This is a genomic window from Caballeronia choica (assembly GCF_001544535.1).
Taxonomy (GTDB): domain Bacteria; phylum Pseudomonadota; class Gammaproteobacteria; order Burkholderiales; family Burkholderiaceae; genus Caballeronia; species Caballeronia choica.
Genome location: NZ_FCON02000023.1, coordinates 1 through 25,663 on the forward strand (window position 1 = coordinate 1; position 25,663 = coordinate 25,663).

Annotated in this window: 23 protein-coding genes and 1 riboswitch; of the genes, 15 read left to right on the forward strand and 8 right to left on the reverse strand. The window is 64.1% G+C overall.

Features of this window, described 5'->3' with window-relative positions:
- Positions 1-439: 439 nt before the first annotated feature.
- Genes AWB68_RS12925 through fliF form a run of 6 tightly spaced genes read right to left on the reverse strand, consistent with a single transcriptional unit; the run spans position 440 to position 7,440 of the window.
- Complete coding sequence (locus AWB68_RS12925; protein WP_087644749.1) at positions 440-1,939, reverse strand: flagellar hook-length control protein FliK; 1,500 nt, start codon at positions 1,937-1,939, stop codon at positions 440-442.
- Between the two features lie 44 nt (positions 1,940-1,983).
- Entirely contained in the window at positions 1,984-2,433 is a 450-nt protein-coding gene (fliJ, locus tag AWB68_RS12930) for a flagellar export protein FliJ (protein ID WP_087644750.1), read from the reverse strand.
- Positions 2,434-2,447: 14 nt separating this feature from the next.
- Positions 2,448-4,022, reverse strand: a complete 1,575-nt coding sequence (gene fliI, locus AWB68_RS12935; RefSeq protein WP_087644829.1) for a flagellar protein export ATPase FliI — start codon at positions 4,020-4,022, stop codon at positions 2,448-2,450.
- A gap of 2 nt (positions 4,023-4,024) precedes the next feature.
- Complete coding sequence (gene fliH, locus AWB68_RS12940) at positions 4,025-4,696, reverse strand: flagellar assembly protein FliH (RefSeq protein WP_087644751.1); 672 nt, start codon at positions 4,694-4,696, stop codon at positions 4,025-4,027.
- On the reverse strand, positions 4,689-5,684 hold the full coding sequence (gene fliG, locus AWB68_RS12945; protein ID WP_087644752.1) for a flagellar motor switch protein FliG: 996 nt from the start codon (positions 5,682-5,684) through the stop codon (positions 4,689-4,691). Before fliG ends, fliH begins: the two co-directional genes overlap by 8 nt.
- Positions 5,674-7,440 (reverse strand): flagellar basal-body MS-ring/collar protein FliF, encoded by a 1,767-nt coding sequence (fliF, locus tag AWB68_RS12950; RefSeq protein ID WP_087644753.1) that lies wholly within the window; start codon positions 7,438-7,440, stop codon positions 5,674-5,676. Before fliF ends, fliG begins: the two co-directional genes overlap by 11 nt.
- 320 nt (positions 7,441-7,760) lie before the next feature.
- Here fliF and fliE point away from each other — a divergent pair, with 320 nt between their 5' ends.
- The 5 genes from fliE (at position 7,761) to AWB68_RS12975 (ending at position 11,235) form a co-directional block, all read left to right on the forward strand.
- On the forward strand, positions 7,761-8,129 hold the full coding sequence (gene fliE, locus AWB68_RS12955) for a flagellar hook-basal body complex protein FliE (RefSeq protein ID WP_087644754.1): 369 nt from the start codon (positions 7,761-7,763) through the stop codon (positions 8,127-8,129).
- A gap of 260 nt (positions 8,130-8,389) precedes the next feature.
- Positions 8,390-8,845, forward strand: a complete 456-nt coding sequence (gene fliS / locus AWB68_RS12960) for a flagellar export chaperone FliS (RefSeq protein ID WP_087644755.1) — start codon at positions 8,390-8,392, stop codon at positions 8,843-8,845.
- Between the two features lie 5 nt (positions 8,846-8,850).
- Positions 8,851-9,180: a flagellar protein FliT gene (locus tag AWB68_RS12965; protein ID WP_087644756.1), complete on the forward strand. Its 330-nt coding sequence runs from the start codon at positions 8,851-8,853 to the stop codon at positions 9,178-9,180.
- 367 nt (positions 9,181-9,547) lie between these two features.
- Positions 9,548-10,909 (forward strand): flagellar hook-length control protein FliK, encoded by a 1,362-nt coding sequence (gene fliK, locus AWB68_RS12970; protein WP_087644757.1) that lies wholly within the window; start codon positions 9,548-9,550, stop codon positions 10,907-10,909.
- On the forward strand, positions 10,906-11,235 hold the full coding sequence (locus AWB68_RS12975; protein WP_125482926.1) for an EscU/YscU/HrcU family type III secretion system export apparatus switch protein: 330 nt from the start codon (positions 10,906-10,908) through the stop codon (positions 11,233-11,235). Before fliK ends, AWB68_RS12975 begins: the two co-directional genes overlap by 4 nt.
- 43 nt (positions 11,236-11,278) lie before the next feature.
- Here AWB68_RS12975 and AWB68_RS12980 read toward each other — a convergent pair whose 3' ends face one another.
- A complete protein-coding gene (locus AWB68_RS12980; protein WP_087644759.1) occupies positions 11,279-12,976 on the reverse strand; it encodes an isovaleryl-CoA dehydrogenase in 1,698 nt (565 codons plus the stop codon).
- Positions 12,977-13,323: 347 nt separating this feature from the next.
- On the opposite strand from AWB68_RS12980, the gene AWB68_RS12985 reads away from it, so the two are divergent.
- Entirely contained in the window at positions 13,324-14,973 is a 1,650-nt protein-coding gene (locus AWB68_RS12985) for an OmpA family protein (protein ID WP_087644830.1), read from the forward strand.
- A 91-nt stretch (positions 14,974-15,064) separates the two neighbouring features.
- On the opposite strand, the gene AWB68_RS12990 is transcribed toward AWB68_RS12985, so the two are convergent.
- The gene (locus tag AWB68_RS12990; protein WP_087644760.1) at positions 15,065-16,012 is read right to left on the reverse strand and encodes a LysR family transcriptional regulator; all 948 of its coding nucleotides are present in this window, start codon (positions 16,010-16,012) and stop codon (positions 15,065-15,067) included.
- A 117-nt stretch (positions 16,013-16,129) separates the two neighbouring features.
- Between AWB68_RS12990 and AWB68_RS12995 the strand changes: the two genes are divergently transcribed.
- The 9 genes from AWB68_RS12995 to AWB68_RS13045 all read left to right on the forward strand — a co-directional run bounded on the left by AWB68_RS12995 (position 16,130) and on the right by AWB68_RS13045 (position 25,661).
- The gene (locus AWB68_RS12995) at positions 16,130-16,588 is read left to right on the forward strand and encodes a CidA/LrgA family protein (RefSeq protein WP_125482927.1); all 459 of its coding nucleotides are present in this window, start codon (positions 16,130-16,132) and stop codon (positions 16,586-16,588) included.
- Positions 16,589-16,611: 23 nt separating this feature from the next.
- Positions 16,612-17,334: an LrgB family protein gene (locus AWB68_RS13000; protein ID WP_087644761.1), complete on the forward strand. Its 723-nt coding sequence runs from the start codon at positions 16,612-16,614 to the stop codon at positions 17,332-17,334.
- Between the two features lie 76 nt (positions 17,335-17,410).
- Positions 17,411-17,535: riboswitch (S-adenosyl-L-homocysteine riboswitch) on the forward strand.
- A gap of 31 nt (positions 17,536-17,566) precedes the next feature.
- A complete protein-coding gene (gene ahcY, locus AWB68_RS13005) occupies positions 17,567-18,988 on the forward strand; it encodes an adenosylhomocysteinase (RefSeq protein ID WP_087644762.1) in 1,422 nt (473 codons plus the stop codon).
- A gap of 117 nt (positions 18,989-19,105) precedes the next feature.
- Positions 19,106-19,459 carry a phage holin family protein gene (locus AWB68_RS13010; protein ID WP_087644763.1) on the forward strand — a complete coding sequence of 118 codons (354 nt, stop codon included), beginning with the start codon at positions 19,106-19,108 and terminating at the stop codon, positions 19,457-19,459.
- 31 nt (positions 19,460-19,490) lie between these two features.
- Positions 19,491-20,330, forward strand: a complete 840-nt coding sequence (gene metF / locus AWB68_RS13015; RefSeq protein WP_087644764.1) for a methylenetetrahydrofolate reductase [NAD(P)H] — start codon at positions 19,491-19,493, stop codon at positions 20,328-20,330.
- Positions 20,331-20,558: 228 nt separating this feature from the next.
- On the forward strand, positions 20,559-21,089 hold the full coding sequence (locus AWB68_RS13020) for a PAAR domain-containing protein (protein WP_087644832.1): 531 nt from the start codon (positions 20,559-20,561) through the stop codon (positions 21,087-21,089).
- Positions 21,089-21,868: a hypothetical protein gene (locus AWB68_RS13025; protein WP_200828687.1), complete on the forward strand. Its 780-nt coding sequence runs from the start codon at positions 21,089-21,091 to the stop codon at positions 21,866-21,868. Before AWB68_RS13020 ends, AWB68_RS13025 begins: the two co-directional genes overlap by 1 nt.
- A gap of 1,032 nt (positions 21,869-22,900) precedes the next feature.
- Positions 22,901-24,538: an ABC transporter substrate-binding protein gene (locus AWB68_RS13040; RefSeq protein WP_087644767.1), complete on the forward strand. Its 1,638-nt coding sequence runs from the start codon at positions 22,901-22,903 to the stop codon at positions 24,536-24,538.
- A gap of 112 nt (positions 24,539-24,650) precedes the next feature.
- Positions 24,651-25,661 carry an ABC transporter permease subunit gene (locus AWB68_RS13045; RefSeq protein ID WP_087644768.1) on the forward strand — a complete coding sequence of 337 codons (1,011 nt, stop codon included), beginning with the start codon at positions 24,651-24,653 and terminating at the stop codon, positions 25,659-25,661.
- Positions 25,662-25,663: the final 2 nt, after the last annotated feature.

Genomic DNA, 25,663 nt, shown 5'->3' on the forward strand with positions numbered 1-25,663 from the left:
AGCTCGTCGTCATCTGCCTACAACGTTCACAACAGGCAATCGGATGACAGCGCGGCTTCTGCCGCGCAGACTCCTAGGAGACCTGTCGTCGGGCACGAAGTGCCAGGACGGATGAATGACTGCTGATCCACTCCGTATAGCGGTGCGACGTGCGCGCCTTTTCTACATGCCAACAACGGGGAAACCTCGCTGACGACACTCCCCCGGTTGGACCACTCCGAGGGAACGGGCTAGCGGCGCATGGCAAGGATTTGCGTTGGAAAGCTGCTTTCTTTGCTTACTTTCTTTGCAGCAGCAAAGAAAGTGAGTCCCGCCCCGGACAGGGGCAGAGCTAATAAACTAAAAACAAAACAAGTTCCATAGAAGCCTGAGTGCATCAGACGGTGTAACCCAAACCCACCCCCACCCCCACCCCCACCCCAAGCGCCAGCGGCCAATCTCAGGCGAATGTATCAACCAGTCCCACAGTGCGTCGCAACGGCGCGTTTGCCGTCACCGCCATCCCCCCGATGCCGCCCGCGTCCCCGATCCCGCCGCTGCCCGCATCCCGTCCACCGCGCCCCGAATCCCGCCCCGCCGATTGCCCCGACTGGCGCGCGAACCCATCGCTCACGCTCGTACTGCCAAGCCCGATGCCATTCGCTTCCATCGCCTCGCGCAGCTTCGGCAACGCCGCCTCGACGGCCTCGCGCACCTGCGCATGCTGCGACACAAAAAGCGCGTGAGCGTGGTTGTCGGCAACCTGCAACACGACCTGGAGCGGCCCGAGGTCCTTCGGATTCAACGTCAGTTCGGCGCTCTGCGTATGCGCATTCGACAAGAACACCACCTTCTGGCTGAACGCATCGTCCCAGCCTGAACTGCCGACGTGCGGCGTAATCGCAGCGCTCGTCGCCGATGCCAGCGTGCCCTGCACGTTCGTTGCCGCCGAATTCGCCGATGCCGCCGATGCCGCCTGCAGCGCGCTCGCGTGCGCGGACGCGTCGGCGGCTTGCTTGTAGGCGGCCGTGCTGTCGTCAGGCTGCACCGTGAGGGACGCAGCCTGCGCATTCGCGAGCGATGCGGCGTCGTTCGGTGAAGCCGGTGAACCCGGCGCGCCGGCGTTCTTGCCGTCGCCGAGCACGGCGCCGAGACCGGTCGTCTGGCCTGCCTTCGCAGAGCCACTGCCCGCGTTACCGGCCGCGTTGGCGTTGGCCGCCGATGCAGACGCATTAGCCTGCGGCGCCGGCACCACAGCCGCTGTCGGATTGTTCATTGCCGCGAGCGCCGCCTGCAACGCATCCTGCGCCGACTTCGAATCGGCGGATTTATGCGTCGAGCCGGGCGTCGTAGCGGTGTCGCTCGTGCCGCTCGCATCGGCTGCGGCGGTTGCCGTCGATTGAGCCGCTGTCGCCAGATCGGCGAGCGTCGGAGCAGAAGCGTCGCCGGCATTGGCGGCGTCCGCGCGGGCCTTCGCGAGCGCAGCCGCGGCATCCGCGGCGGCCTTGGCGTCGGCGTTCGCATCTGCATGAGTCGCTTGCCGCCTTGGGCCCTTCGCGTTCGCTGCATCCGTGGATGCGTCCGGCTTGTCGGTCTTGCCTGCGTTCGAGTTCGCGTTTGTGCTCTTGCCCGCCTGATCGCTCTCGCCGGCTGCCTGCGTTTCGTCCGCGTCGCTGCTGGAGTCCGAGGCGCTTTTATCCTCCGGCTTGGGCGCGTCGTGAACGCTCGTGCGCGGCACCGCCGAATTCGCCGCCGATGCAGCCGCCGATGCAGCCGCCGATGCAGCCGCCGATGCCGCCGCCAGCGCCTGGGCGTTCGCCTTGTCGGTCATGCCTTGCAGCGTCATGCCGAACGAGGTGAGTGCGCCTTCGTCGCGCGACGACGACGCCGCTTTCCCCTTCGACACCGGGGACGTCGCGCCGACGGGCGCGCTGCCAAACGATACAGACGACAACGACATGCTTGACCTCTTTGATCCTGATGATGAGTTTCCGCGCCCGCGCGTCAGGCCTTCTCGGCCCGCATGCGCAGCATCTTCGCGGCATGTTCGTCGGCGTCGCGCTGCTCGACGCGCGCGGTCTTCTTCGCGAAGACCGCTTCGCCGCGCGCCGCGAGCACTTCATACGAACCGAGCTTCTGCTTGCGCAGACGCCATTCGTTCTTGCCGGCGTCGAGCCGCTGCTCGGCCGCCGCGAAAAGCGCGCGCTGCTGGTCGATCGCCGAATCGAGCGTATCGACGAACGCCTGGAAGTTGCGCAGGGTCTGGGCGTTCGTGCCCGCTTGCGCGGACGCCGTGAAGCGCACGTGGTACTCGTCGCGATAGTTGACGATCGCATCCAGTTGCGCCTCGATCGCGTTCCGCTCCTGCTGGAGCTTGCCGAGTTTCTTGGTGGCGGCTTCGAGTTCTTCTTCCGCGAGGTTGATCAAGGTCTTGATCGGCAGGTGTTTGGACATGGGCTTCAAATTCCTCAACTTCCTTGGTCGAATAGCTGGTCGAGTTGGGCGAGGCTCGGCTCGAATTCCGCCTGCTCGCGAAATCCCTGCTGCAGGAATGCTTCCATGCGCGGATAAAGCGCGATCGCGCGGTCGAGCAGCGCGTCGCGGCCGCTGGAATACGCGCCCACGTTGATCAGATCCCTGTTGCGTTGATAGCGGGACAGCATCTGCTTGAACATACGCACCCGGTCGAGATGCCTGTCGTCGATCAGCGCGGTCATCGCCCGGCTGATCGACGCTTCGATGTCGATCGCGGGGTAGTGGCCGGCTTCCGCCAGCGTTCGCGACAGCACGATGTGGCCGTCGAGAATCGCGCGCGCTGAATCGGCGATAGGGTCCTGCTGATCGTCGCCTTCCGTCAATACGGTATAGAACGCAGTGATCGATCCGCCGCCCTCCGGCCCGTTGCCCGTGCGCTCGACGAGCGCCGGCAACTTGGCGAACACGGACGGCGGATAACCCTTGGTCGCGGGCGGCTCGCCGATCGCGAGCGCGATCTCGCGCTGCGCCATCGCATAGCGGGTGAGCGAATCCATCAGCAGGAGAACGTGCTTGCCCTGGTCGCGGAAATATTCGGCGAGCGAGGTCGCGTAGGTCGCGCCCTGCATCCTCAGGATCGGCGAGACGTCGGCCGGCGCGGCCACGACCACCGAGCGCGCGAGGCCATCCTCGCCGAGAATCTGTTCGATGAATTCCTTCACTTCGCGGCCGCGTTCGCCGATCAGGCCGATCACGATCACTTCGGCGCTCGTGTAGCGCGCCATCGTGCCGAGCAGCACCGATTTGCCGACGCCCGAGCCGGCGAACAGGCCCATGCGCTGGCCGCGTCCGACCGTCAGCAGCGAGTTGATCGCGCGCACGCCGACGTCGAGCACCTTGTGAATCGGCTCGCGGTTCAGCGGGTTGATGGTCGGCGCAGTGAGCGGCGCATCGACCCTGGCTCCGAGCGGGCCGAGTCCGTCGAGCGGCCGCCCCGACGCGTCGACGACGCGTCCGAGCATTTCCCAGCCCACCGGCAAGCGCTTGGCGCCCGCCATCGGATCGTCGATCGGCGCGCTTTCCAGCGGATAGACGCGTGCGCCCGGCAAGAGCCCGGACACTTCGGTGGTCGGCATCAGGAACAGCTTGTCGGCCGAGAAGCCGACCACTTCGGCTTCGGCCATCGGAATCGAACTGCCGGCGGGCAGCTCGATCATGCATTCGGAACCGACGCCGAGCCGCAAGCCGACCGCCTCCAGCACGAGGCCGGCGGCGCGCGTCAGGCGCCCGCACGGTCGCATCGGACGGGCGATCGCGGTGCGCGCCCGAAGCGCGTCGAGTTGGGCGCGCCAGCCGTCGAGATGCGGATTCGCGGCGAGATTGGCAAGCTGGACGATGGTCTGCGCCGCGCGTTCCTCGAAGTTCGGCGCGACATCTTCCAGCTCACCGAGAAGCGGCCCGAACGACGCCCGCGCGATCTCCTGTTCCAGTTCGCTCAAGCCGTCCTGCGTGATGCGGCGGGCGGCGGGCGGGTGTGCGTGTGCGTGAGTCGGAATTGGCGTGTTCATGTTCACCACGGTTGTGTCCTTCCGAGCGCGAGCGCGACGCGCTCCCAGCGCGTCACGTTGGTCGCGTCGATTTCGCCGGTCGCGGATTGCGCGCGGCAGCCGCCGCGCTCGATCGCGGGATCGGTGCGCACGCTCCAGCCGGCGGCCTGCAATTCTTCCTGCAAATACGCTTCGACGACCGGCAGGTCCGCCGGATTCACCGTCAGATGCGGCGCGCCGGACAGCGCCGGCTCGGCGGCGATCACTTCACGGGCGACGGCAAGCAGCGCCGTCGGATCGAGTGCGATGTGCTGCTGCACGACCTGTTGCGCGATGTCGAGCGCGAGCGCCGTCAGCGATTCCGCGACCACCGCGTCGGCGGCTTGCAGCGCGGTCTTGAACGCGTCGGCGAGATCGGCGAGGCGCGCGGCTTCGGCGAGCGCCTGCTTGCGACCGTCCTCGAAACCTTTTGCGAGACCTTGTTCGTAGCCGGCCTGATAGCCCATCGCCTGACCCGCGACGTGCCCGGACGCCAGCCCTTGCGCGTGCGCATCGTCCTTCACGCGGCGCAGGTGTGCTTCGAGCGCGGCCTGGTCGGCGGCGCGGGTGTCGACCGTGACCGGATCGAACGATGCCATCTCCCAGCGCTGATACGCCGAGAGTTGCGGCTTGTGGGTGCGGGCGGCGTCAGACATACGCGTCCTCCGCCTTGCCGCCTAGCTGGATCTGGCCGTTCTCGGCGAGATTGCGCACGATCTGCAGGATCTTGCGCTGCTGCTGCTCGACTTCCGATACCCGCACCGGACCGCGCGAATCGAGGTCTTCCGCGAGCAGTTCGGCGGCGCGCTGCGACATGTTCGCGAGGAACTTCTGGCGCAGCGCCGGCTGCGCGCCCTTGAGCGACACGATCAGCGCCTCCGATTCCACCTCCTTCAGCAGCAACTGGATCGCGCGGTCTTCCAGATCGAGCAGGTTTTCGAAGACGAACATCTGGTCGATGATCTTCTGCGCCAGTTCCGCGTCGTATTCCTTGACGGTTTCCAGCACCGATTCTTCCTGGTTGCTCGACATGAAGTTGAGAATTTCCGCCGCTGTGCGGATGCCGCCCATCGGCGCGCGCTTCAGGTTGTCGCTGCCGGAGAGGAGCGTCGTCAGCACGTCGTCGAGTTCGCGCAAGGCCGCCGGCTGGATGCCGTCGAGCGTCGCGATCCGCAGCAGCACGTCGTTCCTCAGCCGGTCGGAGAGCAGCGCGACGATTTCCGATGCCTGGTCCCGGTCGAGGTGAACCAGAATCGTCGCGATGATCTGCGGATGCTCGTTCTTGATCAACTCCGCGACAGCGCCCGAGTCCATCCACTTCAGGCCCTCGATACCGCTCGTATCGCTGCCCTGCAGGATGCGGTCGATCAGCGCGCCGGCCTTGGTCTCGCCGAGCGCCTTCGTCAGCACCGAGCGGATGTAGTCGCTCGAATCGAGCGAGAGCGCCGTGTGCTGCTCGGCCTCGTGCACGAATTCGGTCATCACGTGGTCGAGTTGCTCGCGCGTCACGTTCTTGAGCGACGCCATCGTCGCGCCGATCTTCTGCACCTCGCGCGGGGCGAGGTACTTGAAGACTTCGGCGGCTTCTTCCTCGCCGATCGACATCAGCAGGAGGGCGGCTTTATTCAGGCCTTCAGCGTTCATCGGACACCCAGTTCTTGACGACCGTGGCAACGATTCTCGGGTCCTGCCGCGCGACCATGCGCGCGTAGTCGAGGTTGCGGTCGAATTTCGCCTTGCTGCTCTCATTGCCAAGGAGACTCACCTCGGCATCCTTTGCTTCTTCGTTCTTCGTTTCCTGCATCGACGGACCGTCGAGGAGCGACAGCTCATCCGGGGCCCCAAGCGCCGAGGGCGGCGGGGGCGGCGGGAACGCGCGGCGCATCGCCGGCTTGACCATGCTGAAGTAGAGGAAGAGCGCCACCACGCCGATGCCCACATATTTCGCGAGCTGGATGCCCCACGCGATCATCTCCGGCGTGCGCCACCACGGCACATCGGGCGTCGTGACGAGCTCGCCCGAGAACGTGCTGTTGACGACGTTCACCGAGTCGCCGCGCTTTTCGTCGTAGCCCATTGCGTCCTTGACCAATTGCTGGACCTGCGCGAGCTTGTCGGCGGAAAGCGGGGTCATCGTGACGTGGCCCTTCGCGTCGACCTGCTTCTCGTAGTTCACCACCACCGCCACCGACAGCCGCTTGATGCCGCCCGTCGCCTGCTCGAAATGGCGCACCGTGCGGTCGACTTCGAAGTTCGTGGTCGTGTCCTTGCGCTGGTTGACGGGCGTCGTTTTGACAGGCGCGCCCGTTGCATCGGAGGCCGCCGCGACGATCGGCGCCGACGCCGCCTGCGGCGGCTGGTTCGACAGCGCGCCCGGCACGCCCGACGCGCCCGCGCCCGAGCTTTCGTTCGATTCGCTCGACTGCTGGCTGCGGATCGCCGTCTGCTGGGGATTCGCGTTCGGGCCGTAGCTCTCGGCGGTCTGCTCCATCTTCGAGAAATCGATGTCGGCGCTCACCTGCGAGCGCGCGTTGCCGGCGCCGAACAGCGGCGCGAGGATCGCGTCGATGCGCTTTTGCGTGTTGTGCTCGATCTGCTGGACATACTTGAGCTGCGACGCGTCGAGCCCGTTGACGGCGCTTTGCTGCGTGAGCAGGTTGCCGTCCTGGTCGACGATATTGACGTTCTTGACCGGCATGTCCGGCACGCCCGCCGACACCATGTGCGCGATCGCCAGCACCTGGCCTTCGTCGAGCACGCGTCCCGGGTAGAGATTGACCATGACCGAGGCGGTCGGGAGTTCCTTTTCACGCACGAACACGGTCGGCTTCGGAATGGCGAGATGCACGCGCGCCGTCTTCACCGACGAAATCGAGCCGATCGTCTTTTCGAGTTCGCCTTCCAGCGCGCGCTGGTAGTTGACCTGTTCGGCGAACTGGCTGATGCCGAACTTCTGGTTGTCCATCAATTCGAAGCCGACCGAGCCGTTTTTCGGCAAGCCCTGGCTCGCGAGCCGCAGACGCGTTTCGTGGACCTGTTCCGACGGCACCAGGATCGCGCCGCCCGCATCGGCGATCTTGTACGGAATGTTGCCCTGCTGGAGCGCGGCAACGATTGCGCCGCCGTCGCGGTCGGACAGGTTGGAGAACAGCACGCGGTAATCCGGCTGGCGCGACCACATGACGAGGCCGGCCACGACCATCGCCAGGAACGCGACGGCGACGATCAGCGGCATGCGCGGGTTCGAGCGGAATTGCGACAGCATCGGCATGCGCTGCGCGAAGCCGCCGAAGTCCGAGCCGCCGCCGAGGCCGGAGCCAGCCCCGGCGCCACCGGGCTGCGCGCCGGCCAGGCCCATTCTGGCGTCGGGCGTGATCAGGGAATTGTTGGGCGTTTCCATTGCGTCGAAGCTCTCCGAAACTGGTTATCTTCCGGTCGCGCTCTGTTTGAGGCGCCCAATGAAGACTTTTCACGACTGGATTATCCGCAGATGAAAGCAAGTTGATTCGGTGAACAGAGCCGGGTTTTACCCGCTCTTTAAAGGCTTTGAGAAAAGGCCCGCTGCTATCCTTTTTCGTAATCGGCCACACCACATCGACGAACCGCCCAGACAGGATGTGCACCTTTTGTCTGTGGCTCTGGGACAGCCCCGGTTCGAACGTCCCGCAGCACCCCTCGATACGTGCAGCAGCCGGTTTTCCCTGGTCACTCGGAGCAGACATGAATCTTTCCATCAACCCGCTGGGTTCCGCGCTCGCCGCATTGCAATCGATGGCGACGCAGGCCGCCGGCGGCGCCGGCGCAACGGTCGCGACAGGCAGCGTCACGGGCGGCTCGTCGGGCACCTCATCGGGCGCGGTCAGCGCGACCAGCTTCGCCGACGCGCTCAAGTCGTCGATCGACAAGATCAGCGACAACCAGACCAAGGCACTCGGCGAAGCGCACGCGTTCGAAGTCGGCGCGCCGAACGTGTCGCTCAACGACGTGATGGTCGACATGCAGAAGGCGAACGTCGGCCTGCAGTTCGGGCTGCAGGTGCGCAACAAGCTCGTCTCGGCCTACAACGACATCATGCAGATCGCCGTCTGACGAACCGCACGAACGCCGCGGCTTGCGGCGTCGCGCCGGCGGCGGGTTTTGCCTTGTGCCCTAAAGCTTTTCCGCGTTTTTCCGATAACCCCGGTAATGGCACGACGAAGGGCGGCGCATGGCGGGACGCGCGGCGCGGTTTCGTCGGCGGCATCGATTCATACCGGTGACCGCCCGGCTGGCGCCCGAGAAGGCACGTTCGTTCGTGCCGGAGACCGCCGGACACGACCGTGTATCGGCACGCACAAGGAGAACCACGGATGTATTCCCCAGGACACGCAGGAGCCAGCGCCTATGCGCGCGTGGGCGTTCAGACGGGCGTAACGGGCGCAAGCCCGCACCGGCTGATCGTGATGCTCTATCAGGGCGCGCGTCAGGCGATCGCGCAGGCGCGGATGCATCTGCAGCAAGGCGATGTGGGCGCGCGCGGGACGGCGGTCAGCAAGGCGATCGGCATCATCGAGAGCGGCTTGCAGGTCGCGCTGAACAAGGAAGCGGGCGGCGAGATCGCCGAGCGGCTGGACACGCTCTACACCTACATGACCCGGCGGCTCCTGGCGGCGAACCTGCAGGAGGACGAGCAGATGCTGATGGAGGTCGACGGCCTGCTCGCGACGCTCGAGGAAGCCTGGGTGGGAATCGGACCGGAAGCGGCGCAAACGGCGGCCGCGAATGCGCAAGTGAACGCGGCGGCGCATGCGGCAGCACATGCCTGACAAGAATGAAGACAACTCAAGAATATTTCGAGCACTACGAGGCCATTGCCGCCCTGTCCAGCCAGATGCTCGTGGCGGCGCGCGGCGGCGAGTGGAGCGAGCTGAAAGCGATGCAGGCCGCGTACCGCGAACTCGTCGACCGGCTGAAGGAAGTGGACGGCGGCTCTGATCTCGACGAGAGCGCGAAGGCGCGCAAGCTCGACCTCGTCAGGAAGATCCTCGCCGACGACGCCGCTATTCGCGATCTCACATCGCCGTCGCTGGCGCGGCTGTCGGCGTTGTTCACGACGAATCGTCCGGCGCGCGTGCTGAAGAAGATGATGGGACTGCGGTAGGCGTAGTGGAGGTTTTGTTCGGCGCGCGTCCCGCAGTCTCATGGCAACTATGTTGCATGGGATCAGGGCTGGCGCATGGGACCAGAGTAAGCGCTGGAGCGCTAGCTCTGGCCGACCGCTCTGCATGGGACCGGAGTAAGGCGCTAAAGCGCTAACTCTGATCGACCGCTCTGCATGGGATCAGAGTAAGGCGCCAAAACGCCAACTCTGATCGACCGCGTTGCATGGGATCGGAGTAAGGCGCATGGGACCAGAGTAAGCGCTAAAGCGCCAACTCTGGCCGACAGCGCCAACTCTGATCGACCGCTCTGCATGGGATCAGAGTAAGGCGCTAAAGCGCCAACTCTGATCGACAAAGGAGACAGGCATGACTGGACTCGACCCCGCGATCGCCACGCTGCTCGCCAGCCGGTTCGAGCTCCTGCTGTCCGCGATCCGTCCGGCGGCCGGCGCGACCGCCGGCCAGACGGCGATGCAGGCCGGCACGTCCCGCCTCTTCGTCGACATCCAGTCGGGCACTGCCGCCAGTGCGCCGAACAACGCGTCCGCTGGCGCTGGGCCGTCGGCACAGACGGCGCTCAGCAGCGTCGCGCGCACGCTCGACGCCATCTCGCGCTTCGGCGGAGGCGGCACGCCGCCGCTCACGGGCGATGCGCCGCTCTGGCCGACCGCGCCGCGACCGGCAAGCGCGTTCGCCACGCTGTCGGGCGGCCTCTTCGATACCGCGTTTGCGTCGAATCCCCTGGCGGCAGCCGCGCAGGCATCGGCCGCGCGCGCCCTCAGCCAGCCTGCGCCGCCATTGCCGGCCAGCGCGCTGGCGGTCGCGCTCGCGAAAACCGTCGGCGACAGCGGTCTGTTCTACGAATCCCATCTGGTCGAGTGGCTGGCAGGCCAGCGCCCGGCCGCGTCGCTCGCGGACGAGCCGCAGGCGCGCGTCGATCCAGACGCGCTGGCGCTCGCCCTGGATGTCCCCGATCAGCCCGCCGCCACCGATGCGTGGCTCGACGACCCGGCCGCGCCGCGTCCGCTACGCAACATGGCCGATTCGCCCGACTTGCAGGCGCCCGTTCACACCGTCGCGTTGCCGCGCAATCCGCAGCAGGCAGCGGCGCTCGCGGAGTCGGTGCGCGACGCGCCCGTGTCGGTGTTTTCCGTGACGCCGCCCGCCGCAGCAGCAGCGCCACCCGACGTGCCGCAGGCGTCCGCGATGCGGGCGGCGCTGCTCGCGGGCGTCCATCCGTCGACGATTCCGCTCGTGCGCCAGCAACTCGACGTGCTTGCCACCGACCAGTTCCGCTGGTCCGGCGAAGCCTGGCCGGGCGCGCGCCTGGAGTGGGAAATCGCGCAGCAGGAGCGCGATGCCCGCGTGCCGGACGGCGATCCCGAGGCCGAGCGGCCGTGGCGCACGCGCGTGACGCTGTCGCTGCCGACGCTCGGCACTGTCGATGCCGATCTCGTCCTGACTGGGCAGAAGCTCGTCGCGCGGATCAATGCGAGCGCGCACGGCGCGGCGCGCCTCGCCGCCGATGGCGACGGCTTTCGCCAGCAACTCGCGGCGGCGGGTATCGGGCTGGCGGGGCTGTCGATTCGCGCGGTCGACGGCTCGCTCGATGGAGACGCCGATTCGCTCGCGGCGGGCGGTAACGGGCGTGCGGCGCGCAAGCCGGTGCCGTCGCCGCTCGAACATCTGTTTCGCGCGCCGCCCGCGGCGAAAGGGGCGGGATCGTGAGCGAACGGGATTGGAACCATCCATCTGACGTGCGCAAGCAGGCGACCGCGCTCGCCTACGACAACCCGAACCGCGACACCGCGCCGCGCGTGGTGGCGAAGGGCTACGGAATCGTCGCGGAAATGATCGTGCAGCGCGCGAAGGAAGCGGGGCTGTATGTGCATGAGTCGCCGGAGATGGTGTCGCTGCTGATGCAGGTCGATCTCGATGCGCGCATTCCGCCCGCGCTTTATCAGGCTGTGGCGGAAATGCTGGCCTGGCTGTATCGGCTGGAAAATGGCGAGGCGGCGGGAGAGGGTGCGGAGCGGCGCCGTTTGCTGCGATGAGCGACCGGCGCGGTGCCCCTCGGCTTGCCGCTCGTCACGACAACTACAACGCAAAAGCCCGCGCAATCAACCCCGCGTGATCGAAGCGCGCCGGCAGCGTCCCATATACGCGGCCAGTCTCGCCACGCGCATCCCCGAGACGCGTTTCGATGAACGCATCGGCGACTTCGGCCGGTGCGTGCTTCGCGAGCAACACCCCCTGCGCGGTCAGCACCAATTGCTGCACGATGCGCCGCGCGGATGCCTCGCGCGTGGCGGGATCGCTTTTGAGCGCCTCGTCGAGCGCCGCGAGCGCCGGACCCAGCGAAGGATGCTCGCGCGCCGTCTCGTGCCACGACGCCAGGAGCGCATGCGCGGCGTCGGTCTCGCGCTCGAACGCGCGGAGCACGTCGAGGCACATCACGTTGCCCGAACCTTCCCAGATCGAATTCACCGGCGCCTCGCGATAGAAACGCGCCATCGGCCCGGACTCGACGTAACCGTTGCCGCCCCAGACTTCCATCGCCTCGCCGGTGAATTCGAGCGCCCGCTTGCAGACCCAGAATTTTGCGGCCGGCGTCACGAGCCGCCGCCACGCGCGCTCTTCCGGGGCAGCATCAGCGGCGGCGCTGGTTTCGAACGCGCCCGCGAGACGCATGAAGAGCACCGTCGCCGCTTCCGATTCGAGCGCGAGGTCCGCGAGCACGTTGCGCATCAGCGGCTGGTCGACGAGCTTCGCGCCGAATGCGCTGCGATGCCGCGCGTGATGGATCGCCTGCACGAGCGCGGCGCGCATCAGCGCGGCGCTGCCGATCACGCAGTCGAGCCGGGTGTGGTTCGCCATCTCGATGATGGTCGGCACGCCGCGCCCCTCGTCGCCGATCATGACGCCGTACGCATCGAGGAATTCGACTTCGCTGCTCGCATTCGACCGGTTGCCGAGCTTGTCCTTCAGACGCTGCACCTGCACCGCGTTCTTGCTGCCTTCAGGGGTGAAGCGCGGCACGTAAAAGCACGAGAGCGCGTCGCTTTCGCCGGCGCGCGCGAGCACCAGATGCGCATCGCACTGGGGCGCCGAAAAGAACCACTTGTGGCCGATCAGCCGGTACTCGCCGCCGCGCCCGGGCGTGCCCGTTGCATGAGCGCGGGTCCGGTTGCTGCGCACGTCCGAGCCGCCCTGTTTCTCAGTCATGCCCATGCCGATCATCATCGAGCGCTTGCCGGCACTCAGCGGGATATCGCGCGGATCGTGTTCGCGTGACAGCAGCGCATCGCGCACGGTCGCGTAGAGCGCCGGTTCTTTTTGCAGCACCGGAATGCTGGCGAACGTCATCGTGATCGGGCAGAGCGAACCCGATTCGAGCTGCCCGTGCAGGAAGTAGCCGGCACAGCGCGCGGCCATCGCACCCGGTTTCGGCGCTTCGAACGGCAGCGCCTGCAGCCCTTCGCGTCGCAGGAGCGCAAGAAGCGAGTGCCACGCCGGATGAAATTCGATCGCGTCGATGCGCTCGCCGCGCGCGTCGTGCGTGCTCAGTTCCGGCTCGTGGCGATTGGCGAGATCGGCGAGCGCGAGCACTTCGGGCCGTGTGAGCGCGAGGCCGTCGCGCGCGAGCGCTTCCGCGTGCCAGCCTGCCCCTTCGCGCTCGACGGCGGCGCGCAAGGCTGGATCGCTCGCAAGCATGTCGTAGTCCGCGAGCGGCGGCACCTGGTTGACGACTTCGTGTGTCGCGCCAAAACGCGGCGCCTCTGAAAGTGCATTCATCGACTGTCTCCCCTCATCGCGGACGGATGGTTTCGCGCGAATCGTGACGGCGCTGGAAACCAATTTGGCGTCGCCGGCGAAGCATCGAAAAGCCGCATCCGATTATCTCGAATTTACAAATCATAGGTCGCGCGATGGTTCGACGCCTAGAGGAAATCCTCGTGCAAAAACGCGCTCTCATGTGTGTTGCCCATCGGCGCTGGATCGTTGCGGGCCGCGCGTGAAGGCCAAGTTGAGGTAAATCCGATTTTTTAATTAGACAACCTGAACTATGGAAACCCGATCCTATAATCAGCGCCGCCCAAATGGGGCTGCTGTGCAATCACGCATTTCGAGGAAAGCAATTCATGAGCATTAATGTTATTCAATTGGTACAGGGCGCTTTGACCGAAAGCGTGTTGCAGCAGCTCGCGACGCGCTTCGGCGTGGCACCGGAGGCCGCGAAGCGCGTGGTTGGCCTGGTGGCGCCGGCGCTGGTCGGTTCGCTAATGAACAAGGCGGCTTCGCCGGAAGGCGCTCGCGGCCTGTTCGCATCGATCATGTCGCCGGACACGAACGCGAACATCGTCGAGCAACTGCCGGGCCTCGTGCACGGCGACGGCCTGCAGTCGCTGCTCGGCATGGGCGCGCGTCTCGCGGGCGTCGTGGCGCCGGCCGAACGCCTTGAAGCGCTGAGCGGCAAGGTCGCCGAACAGACCGGCGTGGCCGCGAGCGCGACGCATGCGCTGACGGGCGTCGTCGGCGCCACGCTGTTCGGTGTCCTCAAGCACTACTTCATGCAGCACAACGGCAACGTCGGCTCCCTGCCGACGCTGCTCGGTCATCAACTGCCGTTCGTCAAGTCGAGCATGACCGACTCGATCGCCAGCGCGCTCGGCCTGGGCGGCGCGGGCAGCTTCCTCGCCGGCGTGGCCGCGCAGATGAAGGCGGTGTCGTCGCATCTGGAGCACCCGTCGACGCAGACCGCACGCGTGTCGGCGGTGAACCACTCGATGGACAAGGTCGTCGTCCAGGAAAAGGCGAGCAAGAAGAAATGGTGGTGGCTCGCGGTCGCGGCCGCGCTCGCGCTGCTCGCGATCCTGCTGGGCCGCGGCTGCGTAGTGGAGAAGCAACCGGTCGCCGAGCCGGCCGCCGCCGCTTCGGAGGCATCGATGGCCGTCGCCGCTTCGGCGCCCGCGCCCGCTTCCGAACCCGCGCCCGCCCCGGTGCCGACGAAAGACGCGTTGCTGACGTTCTCCGTCGACAAGGCTGGCGTGCCGACGCTCATCGCGACGGTCGGCAGCGAAGCCGAGAAGAAGACGCTGGTCGACGCACTGACGGCGAAGTTCGGCGAAGGCAAGTTCAACGCGAACATCACGGTCGATCCGGAAACGAAGCCGGCTTCGTGGCTCGACAAGCTTCAGGGCCTGCTGCCGCTGATGGCATTGCCCGGCGCGGAAGTGAAGCTGGCGGGCGAGAAGATCGAACTGAGCGGCACGGCCGCTGACGCGAAGCTCGGCTGGCTCGACAAGCTGAAGAACCTGTTCGGCGCGGGCTTCACGATCGGCACGTTCGACGTCAAGCAAGCAGTCGCTAGCGCGAAGGATACGTTCATGAGCGCGTTCAGCGCGTTCAAGTCGGACGACTGCGTCGCGGGCGATGTCGCGAAGGTGCTGAACCTGCAGGTGATCAACTTCGCAACGGGTTCGGATGTGCCGCCGCAAGACGCACAATTGGCGCTCGCGAAGTCGGCTGAACTGCTGAAGAACTGCGCGACTGCCGGCAAGACGGTGAAGATGGAAATCGGCGGCTATTCGGACAACGTTGGCAAGGCTCAGTCGAACCTGGCGCTGTCGAAGAAGCGTGCGGAAGCGGTGCGCGCGTATCTCGTCAAGCACGGCGTTCCCGCCGATGCATTGACGGCGCAAGGTTTCGGCGATGCCAATCCGGTCGCGGACAACTCGACGGCAAGCGGACGTTTCGCCAACCGCCGCATCGAGTTCAAAGGGCAGGAATAAGTAGGTTTCGGGGCGATGCGGTCGCATCGCCCTGCGTGAAAAACGCCGTTCCGCGCAAGCGGGCGGCGTTTTTCTAATTGGGGACGCGGTTTTAGGGTGCCTTGTCGTCGCGACTTCTCGCTGGGAACCGTTCCGCCGTCAGGAAATCGTGGCCCAGATTGGCGGGCAAGGTCTGCCGCGCGACGTCGAGCCACGCGCGCGCCGCATGCGACAAGTATCCGTTGCGCCGCCAGCCGACCGCCATGTCCCAGTGAATCTCCGGCGCGACGACCGGCCGGCAGGTGAACGCGTCGGCATCGAGACGGCGGCAGTACGGCGCGGGCAACAGCGCAATGCCGACGCCTGCCTGCACCAGCGCCGCCATGAAATCCCAGTGTCCGCTGCGCCCGACGATCGTCGGCGTAAAGCCCGCTTCGCGGCACGCGTTCAGCACGATGTCGCTCAACGCGAGGCTTTCGCCATAGAAAACGAACAGTTCGGCGGCGAGATCGGCGAGCGGGATTTCGGTTTCCGGGTCCCACCGTGAACCCTTTTGCGCGACGAGCCACAGCAACTGCCGGCTGACGGGCATCACGTCGAACAGCGCCAGATCGACGGGCTGGAGCACGCCGCCGAGTTCCATTTCGCCGTCGAGGAGCGCCGCCTCGATCGCTTTCGAGCCGCGCTCGAAGAGCTTCAGTTCGACCTTCGGATAACGCTGGCGGAACGCGGCGATCGCCGGCGTGAAAAGCGTGCCGCCCATCGGCGGGATGCCGATTGTCAGCGTGCCGCGCCCGAAGGTGCCGAGGTCGTTCAGTTCCGCCTCCAGCCGCGCGTGCGCGGCGAGCACGTCTAATCCGCGGTCGTAGACGATCTGGCCGGCGTCGGTGAGCACCATCTGGCGGCCTTCGCGCAACAGCAGCGGCGACCCGATTTCGTCTTCGAGCGCCTTCACCATCTTGCTGATGGTCGGCTGCGTCACGAACATTTGCTCGGCCGCGCCCGTGAAGCTCTTCTGCTTCACGACCTCGACGAAATACCTCAGCGCCCGAAGTTCCATCGCCTGCTCCAGATTCCGAAATGGAATGTTTCAGATAAGTTTAAGTCATTTTTATTATGTTTAAGTGCGCCCTATACTCGGTCTACAGGTTAACCCTAAGTCACTGCGAGGCCCGCCATGTCCTATCTCATCGCCGTCTTATCGAATGCCATCGGCTCGGGTGGTGCGTTCGGCCGGTTTGTGCGAATCGCGCTGCAAAGCGCGGCGCTGGCCGCGATCTGGTTTGTCGCTGATTGCATCGCGCGGAAGCTGGCGTTGCCGGTGCCGGGCGGTGTCGTCGGCTTGCTGGCGCTGCTCGCGCTGCTGTTCTGCGGCGGCGTTGCGCCGCGCTGGGTGAAAGCGGGCGCCGACTGGCTGCTCGCCGACATGCTGCTGTTCTTCATTCCCGCCGCGGTCGCGGCCGTGCAATACGGCGGCCTTTTCAGGGAAGACGGCTGGCGGCTCGCGCTCGTCGTGGTCGGCGGGACGCTGATGGTGATGGTCGCGGTGGCGTTCGCCGTCGATCGGGCTGTGCGCCTCGAACGGCACCTCGAATTGCGCCGCGCGATGGTCGCGCGCCACGCCGCGCGCGCCTGACGACTCATCGCGGAGGCGCCGTCATGACCCACTTCTACGACTCCCTGTTCGCCGACGACGCCGCGCGCCTCATCGCGGCGGGCTGTTTCGTGCTGACGGTCGCGCTGTATTTCGCGTCGAAGCGCCTTTACGCGCGTTTCCGGAGCCCGTGGCTCACGCCGCTCCTGGCTGTGCCGGCCGTCCTGGCGGTGTTCGTCCTGGTCGCGCGGATTCCCTATCCGGTCTACTTCGCCGACACGCGCTGGCTCATGTGGCTGCTCGGCCCGGCAACGGTCGCGTTCGCCGTGCCGATCTACGAATACCGGCAGTTGCTCAGGCGCCACTGGATTTCGCTGTCGGTGGGCGTGACGGTCGGGATTCTGGTGGCCGTCGGCGGCTCGCTCGTGCTGGCGAAGCTGCTGCATCTGTCGCCGGAACTGCAGCGCAGCCTCGCGACGCGCTCGGTGTCCACGCCGTTCGCGCTCGCCGTCTCCGACAAGATCCACGCGCCGAAGGACCTGACCGCGCTGTTCGTCATCGCGACGGGCGTCTGCGGCATGCTGTTCGGCGAGATCGTGCTCGCGCTCGTGCCGTTGCGCTCGCGGCTTGCGCGCGGCGCGCTGTTCGGCGCGGCGGCGCACGGCGTCGGGACGGCGAAGGCGCGGGAACTGGGCAGCGAGGAAGGCGTCGTCGCCAGCCTGACGATGATGATCGCCGGTGTCGTGATGGTGCTGATTGCGCCGTTGCTGTCGATTTTGCCCTTCTAGCCAGTCAGCGGGCGCATAAAAGTCCGGGCCGCGCGCCCGCGAAATCCTTCGCACATTTTTGCTACAATCTGCGTTCGCTTCCGAGGAGCGTTGCGACGGTTCCGCAAGAGGAAACCGCCAGGCTCGGAGCATTCAATCCGGACGGTTCGAAAGCGCGATAAGCGCTCATTGATCCGCCGCATCGAACGGCGCTCACGTCAACATTTCTAGCTTATTTAGAAAGGAGGGCGTGATGAACGCCGCAGTCATCGATTCCAAGAATTCCACCGATTACGTTGTCGCCGACATGTCGCTTGCTGCCTGGGGCCGCAAGGAACTCGACATCGCCGAAACCGAAATGCCCGGCCTCATGCAGACGCGCGAAGAGTACAAGGCGCAACAGCCGCTGAAAGGCGCGCGCGTCGCCGGTTCGCTGCACATGACCATCCAGACCGGCGTGCTCATCGAAACGCTGACGGCGCTCGGCGCCGACGTGCGCTGGGCATCGTGCAACATCTTCTCGACGCAGGATCACGCCGCCGCCGCCATCGCCGCGGGCGGCACGCCGGTGTTCGCGTTCAAGGGCGAATCGCTCGACGAATACTGGGAGTTTTCGCACCGCATCTTCGAATGGCCGAACGGCGAATTCGCGAACATGATCCTCGACGACGGCGGCGACGCCACGTTGCTGCTGATCCTGGGCTCGAAGGCCGAAAAGGACCGCTCGGTGATCGCCAAGCCGACCAACGAGGAAGAAGTCGCGCTGTACAAGTCGATCGCATCGCACCTCGACGCCGACCCGACGTGGTATTCCACGCGCCTCGCGCACATCCAGGGCGTGACGGAAGAAACCACGACCGGCGTGCATCGCCTGTATCAGATGGAGAAGGAAGGCCGTCTGCCGTTCCCGGCGATCAACGTCAACGATTCGGTCACGAAATCGAAGTTCGACAACCTGTACGGCTGCCGCGAATCGCTCGTCGACGGCATCAAGCGCGCCACCGACGTGATGATCGCCGGCAAGATCGCGATCGTCGCGGGCTACGGCGACGTGGGCAAGGGCTGCGCGCAATCGCTGCGCGGTCTCGGCGCGACCGTGTGGGTGACGGAAATCGATCCGATCTGCGCGCTGCAGGCGGCGATGGAAGGCTATCGCGTCGTGACGATGGAATACGCCGCCGACAAGGGCGACATCTTCGTGACGGCCACCGGCAACTATCACGTGATCAACCACGATCACATGAAGGCGATGCGCAATAACGCGATCGTCTGCAACATCGGCCACTTCGATTCCGAAATCGATATCGCGTCGACGCGCCAGTACACGTGGGACAACATCAAGCCGCAAGTCGATCACATCATTTTCCCGGACGGCAAGCGCATCATCCTGCTGGCTGAAGGGCGCCTGGTGAATCTGGGCTGCGCGACGGGCCACCCGTCGTTCGTGATGTCGAACTCGTTCACGAACCAGACGCTCGCGCAGATCGAACTGTTCACGCGCGGCAGCGAGTACCAGAACAAGGTCTACGTGCTGCCGAAGCATCTTGATGAAAAGGTCGCGCGCCTGCATCTGGGCCGCATCGGTGCCGAGCTGACCGTGCTGTCCGACGAGCAGGCGGGCTACATCGGTGTCGACAAGAACGGTCCGTTCAAGCCGAACCACTATCGCTATTAACCATCGCTATTAATCAGCGCTTCATCGGGGCGCCGAAGCAGCAACAAGCCACGGGCGAGGGCGGCAAGCCCTTGCCCGTGTTGACAGATGCCGTACCCATCAACCGGAGAAACCTCGATGACCGTGCTGCTGACATGGCTGATCAATGCGCTTGCGCTCTTGATCATCACCTATCTCGTGCCGTCGATTCACATCCGCAGTTTCGGCACCGCGCTGATTGTCGCGATCGTGCTCGGCCTCATCAATGCGGTGCTGCGTCCGGTCCTGATCCTGCTCACGCTGCCCGTGACGATCGTCACGCTCGGACTCTTCATCCTGGTCGTGAACGCGTTGTGTTTCTGGCTGTGCGCGTCGCTGCTGAAGGGCTTCGAAGTTTCGGGTTTCTGGTCGGCGTTCTTCGGCTCGATTCTCTACAGCATCGTGTCGTGGCTGCTGTCGGCGCTGATCTTCGGCCAGCGCAACATCGGGTGACGCGTCGAGCGCCACTCGTACTCGGATCATCATGAAACCGATCGAACTTTCATTCGAATTCTTTCCGCCGAAAACGCAGGAAGGCGTCGACAAACTGCGCGCCACGGGTGCGCAACTCGCGCAACTCAAGCCGAAGTTCGTTTCCGTGACCTTCGGCGCGGGCGGCTCGACGCAGCAAGGCACGCTCGATACCGTCATCGACATGGCGAAGCAAGGCCTGGAAGCTGCGCCGCATTTGTCGTGCATCGGGTCGTCGAAGGAAAGCCTGCGCGCGATTCTCGGACAGTACCGCGAGAACGGCATCCGCCATATCGTCGCGTTGCGCGGCGATTTGCCTTCGGGCATGGGCGAAGTCGGCGAACTGCGTTATGCGTCGGAACTGGTGAGCTTCATCCGCGCGGAGCATGGCGACTGGTTCAACATCGAAGTGGCCGCGTATCCGGAATATCACCCGCAAGCGCGCTCGCCGCGCGCGGACCTCGAGAATTTCGTGCGCAAGGTGCAGGCGGGCGCGAATTCCGCGATCACGCAGTACTTCTACAACGGCGACGCGTATTTCCGTTTCGTCGATGAAGCGCGCAAGCTCGGCGTCGATGTGCCGATCGTGCCCGGCATCATGCCGATCACGAACTTCACGCAACTGATGCGTTTTTCGGAGATGTGCGGCGCGGAAGTGCCGAAGTGGATCGCGCGCCGGCTGGAAAGCTACGGCGACGACCGCGAGGCGATCCGCGCGTTCGGGCTCGATGTGGTGACGAATTTGTGCGGCCGGCTTGTCGAGCAGGGCGCGCCGGGGCTGCATTTTTATACGCTGAACGGGGCGGCCGCGACGAAGGTGATTTGCGAGCGGCTGGAGTTGAAGGGCGTGTGAAGGACGACGTCGATAAAAACAGTGCGCGAGGCGAGTAACGCTCGCGCGGTGTGAATCGGATATTTCGTATATCCGGCTGTGCCCCGTTTTCTCTAGCCTCGGTTTATTCAAACTCCGAGTGACTAGAGGCCCGAATGCCCGCAGACAAAACCATTATCAAGGCCACGATCATTGGGGCGCGGGCTGAAGAACCGGCTGCCACCGTCCGCTCGCATGTGGGGCGTACTTATGCGTAAGGCGGCGATACGACACGGCGACCCGACCACGACAGGCGGATTTGTTATTGCCTTCACGTCCACCATCCACGATGACAAGAAGAAAGTCGCTCTAAGCGGCGATGAGGCCACTTGTGGTACCTGCAAGGGCTCATTCAAGATAGTTGGGACCGGCAAGGGAATGTCGGAGAGGGGGCGAGACGTCGTTGTCGACGGTGACCTTGTTTTGTGTCCATGCGGCAAGAACCGCGTCATCGTTGGCGGCAATCCAGGCATCTTTCTCGCGACAACTCGAGATTCGGCGGGCGCAAAGAGCGCCGCTGAAGCCGTCGTGCCACCTGACTCGCCAACGTCGCCTGGCTACGACCAGCACTTTCAGTTGATCGACCAGGACGGAGTCCCTCTCCAAGGCGTGCTTGTCCACCTTCAAACACCCGCCGGTGACGTTCGAGAAATCACGACCACGCCTGAAGGCAGAACACCGATTGTCGCTGGTAACAGTGGCGAGTCCATCAAACTGCATATCAACTATCGGAGCGAGTAATGTCCACAGTCGCTACCGCGCCTCTCACGCCGAAGAGCGACACTCGGCCTCATGTCGTCAAGCTCAAGATATTTTGGAAGACAACTCGGCAATGGACCGATGCAGAAGTTGCCGATTACCGCGCTTCGGTACCGATTCTCGCCGAACAAATCCGAGGCGAGCAGTACTGGTCAAAAAACGGCGATATTCATGCCAACCGATTCACCTGCGAAGATTTCGCATTGCGCGTATTGATTCAGTACGCCGCGTCGAATGGGCTGCCGATCAAGTTGACTGATGGCGTGCGAACGTATCGGAATATGGAACTGTACGGGAAACCTGAGCACGGCCAATACGATTCCAGCATGTATGGATTTGCTGATATGGTGGAATTGACCTACGGCGCTCCGGACATGCAGCGATCAGGCTCGAACACCGTGAGAGTCAGCGGGCCGGACGCACTGCTTCCGGGCGACATTCTGGCCCAAGCAAATGATTGGGCTGGCATTGCGCACCACGTTCAATTGGTAATCAGCAAAAGCGCTTCGAATATTTCGGTGATGCAAGGCAATTCCAGCGGGGTGATAGTTCGACCGCTCACTACCTTCTTGCGAGTGCTTGGCATGAATCGGGCCGATCCGCAAAACGGTTCATACGCCGGCGTGAAACCCGAAACGGGCAGTTATTCGCCGAGCGGCGTCGGTTGGGATTACAAAAACGACATTACTGGACGCAACGTTGCAAATTTTCTCAAAGAATTCGAATTGTATAGATGGAATTTCTTCGAGTTCAACCGTTAGGCGCCAGATACTAATGCAAACATATTTGTCGTTTCTTGCCGATAGTGATCTATTCGGGACGTTAGCCATGCTATCTTTTTTCGTTGCCGCGAGCGGCTTGTTCAAGGCGATTCGTCGGTCGCGTTTCTATTTTCCCGTGGCTTTCGTCTGTCTTCTTTTCATGCCTGTGCTTCACGCCATCGGCTCATATTATCTATCTCAGCCGAATCTCTAAGATGCAAAACTACCCTGGTTTTCGCGAAGTTCGGCGCGCGGCTTCCCGTTCGTCGCACGTCCACGATTGTCTTGCGGAGTCCAACCATTGAACGAGCACATGCGCGCGTTGCTGTCAGTGATAACGGACGATCCGTCTGGGGCCATTTGGGTAATCGTTCTGGTTAATCTAATGTCGTGGTTGCCATTTTGTTCAATACGCTTTGGCAAACAAAGGCGTTCAGGGCGCTGATCATCGCGCAACTGCTCGTGGTTCCAGTCGTTGCGGCCATTGGATTTCACTATGCAATTCGACCGCCAGCGTGAGCGTGTAACGCTTTCGCTCGGCCTCGAATCCCGTTGTTTCACCTTCCGCTCCCTCGCCTCAAACCCACCAAAACCAATATTTCGCGCTCCGACCTATCACGCCTGAACATCATCAATAACCAAACCGTATCGAAATCCGCGAATCGCGGAAAACCCCCACAAAATCAACCGCGCGCGTTGAATTTGTTCATGCTACGGTAGCGCCCGAATTCGCCGTCGAGCCGGTTTTCCGTCCGCCGATTCGCTCGCCTTGGTGCGCGTCGCAGGATGCATCGTTTCCCCGATCAGAAAGCGTTCCTTACAGATTCGCGCGGAAATGCCCGATGCGCGGAAACCGGAGCCGAACAGCCATTCATCGCGTGTGTTTCGCACACCGCCCATGTCGTCACGCCTTGCCGCGCCAGGACTGGCACACACGGATTTCGCCGCGAACTCCGTTGCCTTGTTCGGGCCGGTAAAGCTCAGTAATATCGCGCTACGCTGGCTCAAGCCAGCACCGAACCTGGAGGAAACATGAAAAACAATGGCCTGTTGCGAGCCGCTCGTATCTCGATGCTCGTAGGCGCCGCCGTCACGGCATCGCTCTTTGCAGCGACCGCCGCCAACGCCGCCGCGTCGATTCCCAACAAGACGCTGGTGTATTGCTCGGAAGGCAGCCCGGCCGGTTTCGATCCCGCTCAGTACACCACGGGTGTCGATTTCACCGCGAACACGTTCACCGTGTATAACCGCCTCGTCGAATTCGAGCGCGGCGGCACGAAGGTCGAGCCAGGTCTCGCGGAAAAGTGGGACGTCTCGTCGGACGGCCTGACCTACACGTTCCATCTGCGCCACGGCGTGAAGTTCCAGACGACATCGTTCTTCAAGCCGACGCGCGAATTCAACGCGGACGACGTGCTGTTCACGTTCAACCGCATGCTCGATCCGAACCAGCCGTTCCGGAAGGCTTATCCGACCCAGTTCCCGTACTTCACCGACATGGGCCTCGACAAGCTGATCACGAAGGTCGAAAAGGTCGATCCGTACACGGTCAAGTTCACGCTGAAGGAAGTCAACGCGCCGTTCATCCAGAACCTGGCGATGGAATACGCGTCGATTCTCTCGGCTGAATACACCGACAAGCTGCTGAAGGACGGCAAGCCGGCCGACCTCAACCAGTTCCCGGTCGGCACCGGTCCGTTCATTTTCCGCAGCTACACGAAGGACGCGACCATCCGCTTCGACGGCAATCCCGACTACTGGAAGCCGAACGAAGTGAAGATCTCGAAGCTGATCTTCTCGATCACGCCGGATGCCGCCGTGCGCGTCCAGAAGATGAAGAACAACGAATGCCAGGTGATGAGCTATCCGCGTCCGGGCGACATCGCGTCGCTGAAGGCGGCATCGAACCTGGATACGCCGTCGCAGGCGGGCTTCAACGAAGGTTACGTCGCGTACAACGTGACGAAGAAGAACCTCGGCAACACCGACGTGCGCCGTGCGCTCGACATGGCGATCAACAAGAAGGCGATCATCGAATCGGTGTATCAGGGCGCGGGGCAGGCGGCCGTCGCTCCGATGCCGCCGACGCAGTGGTCCTATGACAAGAACCTGAAGGGCCAGTCCTACGACACCGCGAAGGCCAAGGAACTGCTGACAAAGGCGGGCTTCCCGAACGGCTTCGAAATCACGCTGTGGGCGATGCCGGTCCAGCGCGCCTACAACCCGAACGCGCGTCTGATGGCCGAGATGATCCAGGCCGACTGGGCGAAGATCGGCGTGAAGGCGAATATCGTCTCGTATGAATGGGGCGAATACCTGAAACGCGCGCATGCGGGCGAGCACGACGCACTGCTGATCGGCTGGACGGGCGACAACGGCGACCCCGACAACTGGCTCGGCACGCTGCTCGGCTGCGACGCGGTGAAGGGCAGCAACTTCTCGAAGTGGTGCTACAAGCCGTTCGACGACCTGGTCAGCAAGGGCCGCGTGTCAAGCGACGTTGCGCAGCGCACCAAGGTCTACACCGACGCGCAGCAGATCTTCGCGCAGCAACTGCCGTTCTCGCCGATCGCTCACTCGACCGTCTACCAGCCCGTCAGCAAGAAGGTGACGGACATGAAGATCGAGCCGCTCGGCTATGTCCGCTTCGATGGCGTCGGTATGCAGTAAGCTTGAAAGCGGTACGCTTTTTGCACTAATTCATAACTAGTCGAAAAGGTCCGGCGACAAGGGTCACGAGCCCGCGTCGCCGGTTGCATTTTTCCTCCCCAAAGAGACGACCATGTTCCGATTCGTTTTGCGGCGCATAGGGATGGTGATTCCGACCTTCATCGGCATCACGATTCTCGCGTTCGCACTCATCCACCTGATCCCGGGCGACCCCATCGAAGTCATGATGGGCGAGCGCGGCGTGGACCCGGCGATGCACGCCGAAGCCATGAAGCGCCTGGGGCTCGACGAGCCGCTGCCGCTTCAGTATCTCCACTATGTCGGCCATGCGCTGAAGGGCGACCTCGGCATGTCGATCATCACGAATACGAGCGTGATGGGCGAGTTTGCGGCGCGCTTTCCCGCCACGCTCGAACTGTCGATCTGCGCGATGATCTTCGCGCTCGTGGTCGGCCTGCCGGCGGGCGTCATCGCGGCGCTCAGGCGCGGCACGGTCATCGATCACGGCGTGATGGGCACCGCGCTCACCGGCTATTCGATGCCGATCTTCTGGTGGGGCTTGATCCTCATCATGTTCTTCTCGGCGAAGCTCGGCTGGACGCCGGTGTCGGGCCGCATCGCGGTCGAGTACGACATCCCGCACGTCACGGGCTTCATGCTGTGGGACGCGCTCTTCTCCACCGACGAAGGCGCGTTCAAGTCCGCCGTCAGCCACCTGATCCTGCCGACTATCGTGCTCGGCACGATTCCGCTGGCCGTCATCGCGCGGATGACGCGATCGTCGATGCTCGAAGTGCTGCGCGAGGACTACATCCGCACCGCGCGCGCAAAGGGCCTCGCGCCCGGACGGGTCGTGGTCGTGCATGCGCTGCGCAACGCGCTGATCCCCGTCGTCACCGTGATCGGCCTGCAGGTCGGCACGCTGCTCGCGGGCGCCGTGCTGACCGAAACGTTGTTCTCATGGCCGGGCGTCGGCAAATGGCTCATCGACGCGATCTCCCGCCGCGACTATCCGGTCGTGCAGGGCGGCATCCTGATGATCGCGACGCTGGTCATTGTGGTGAACCTCGTCGTGGATCTGCTCTACGGCGTGTTGAACCCGCGCATTCGCCATACGAGGTAAAA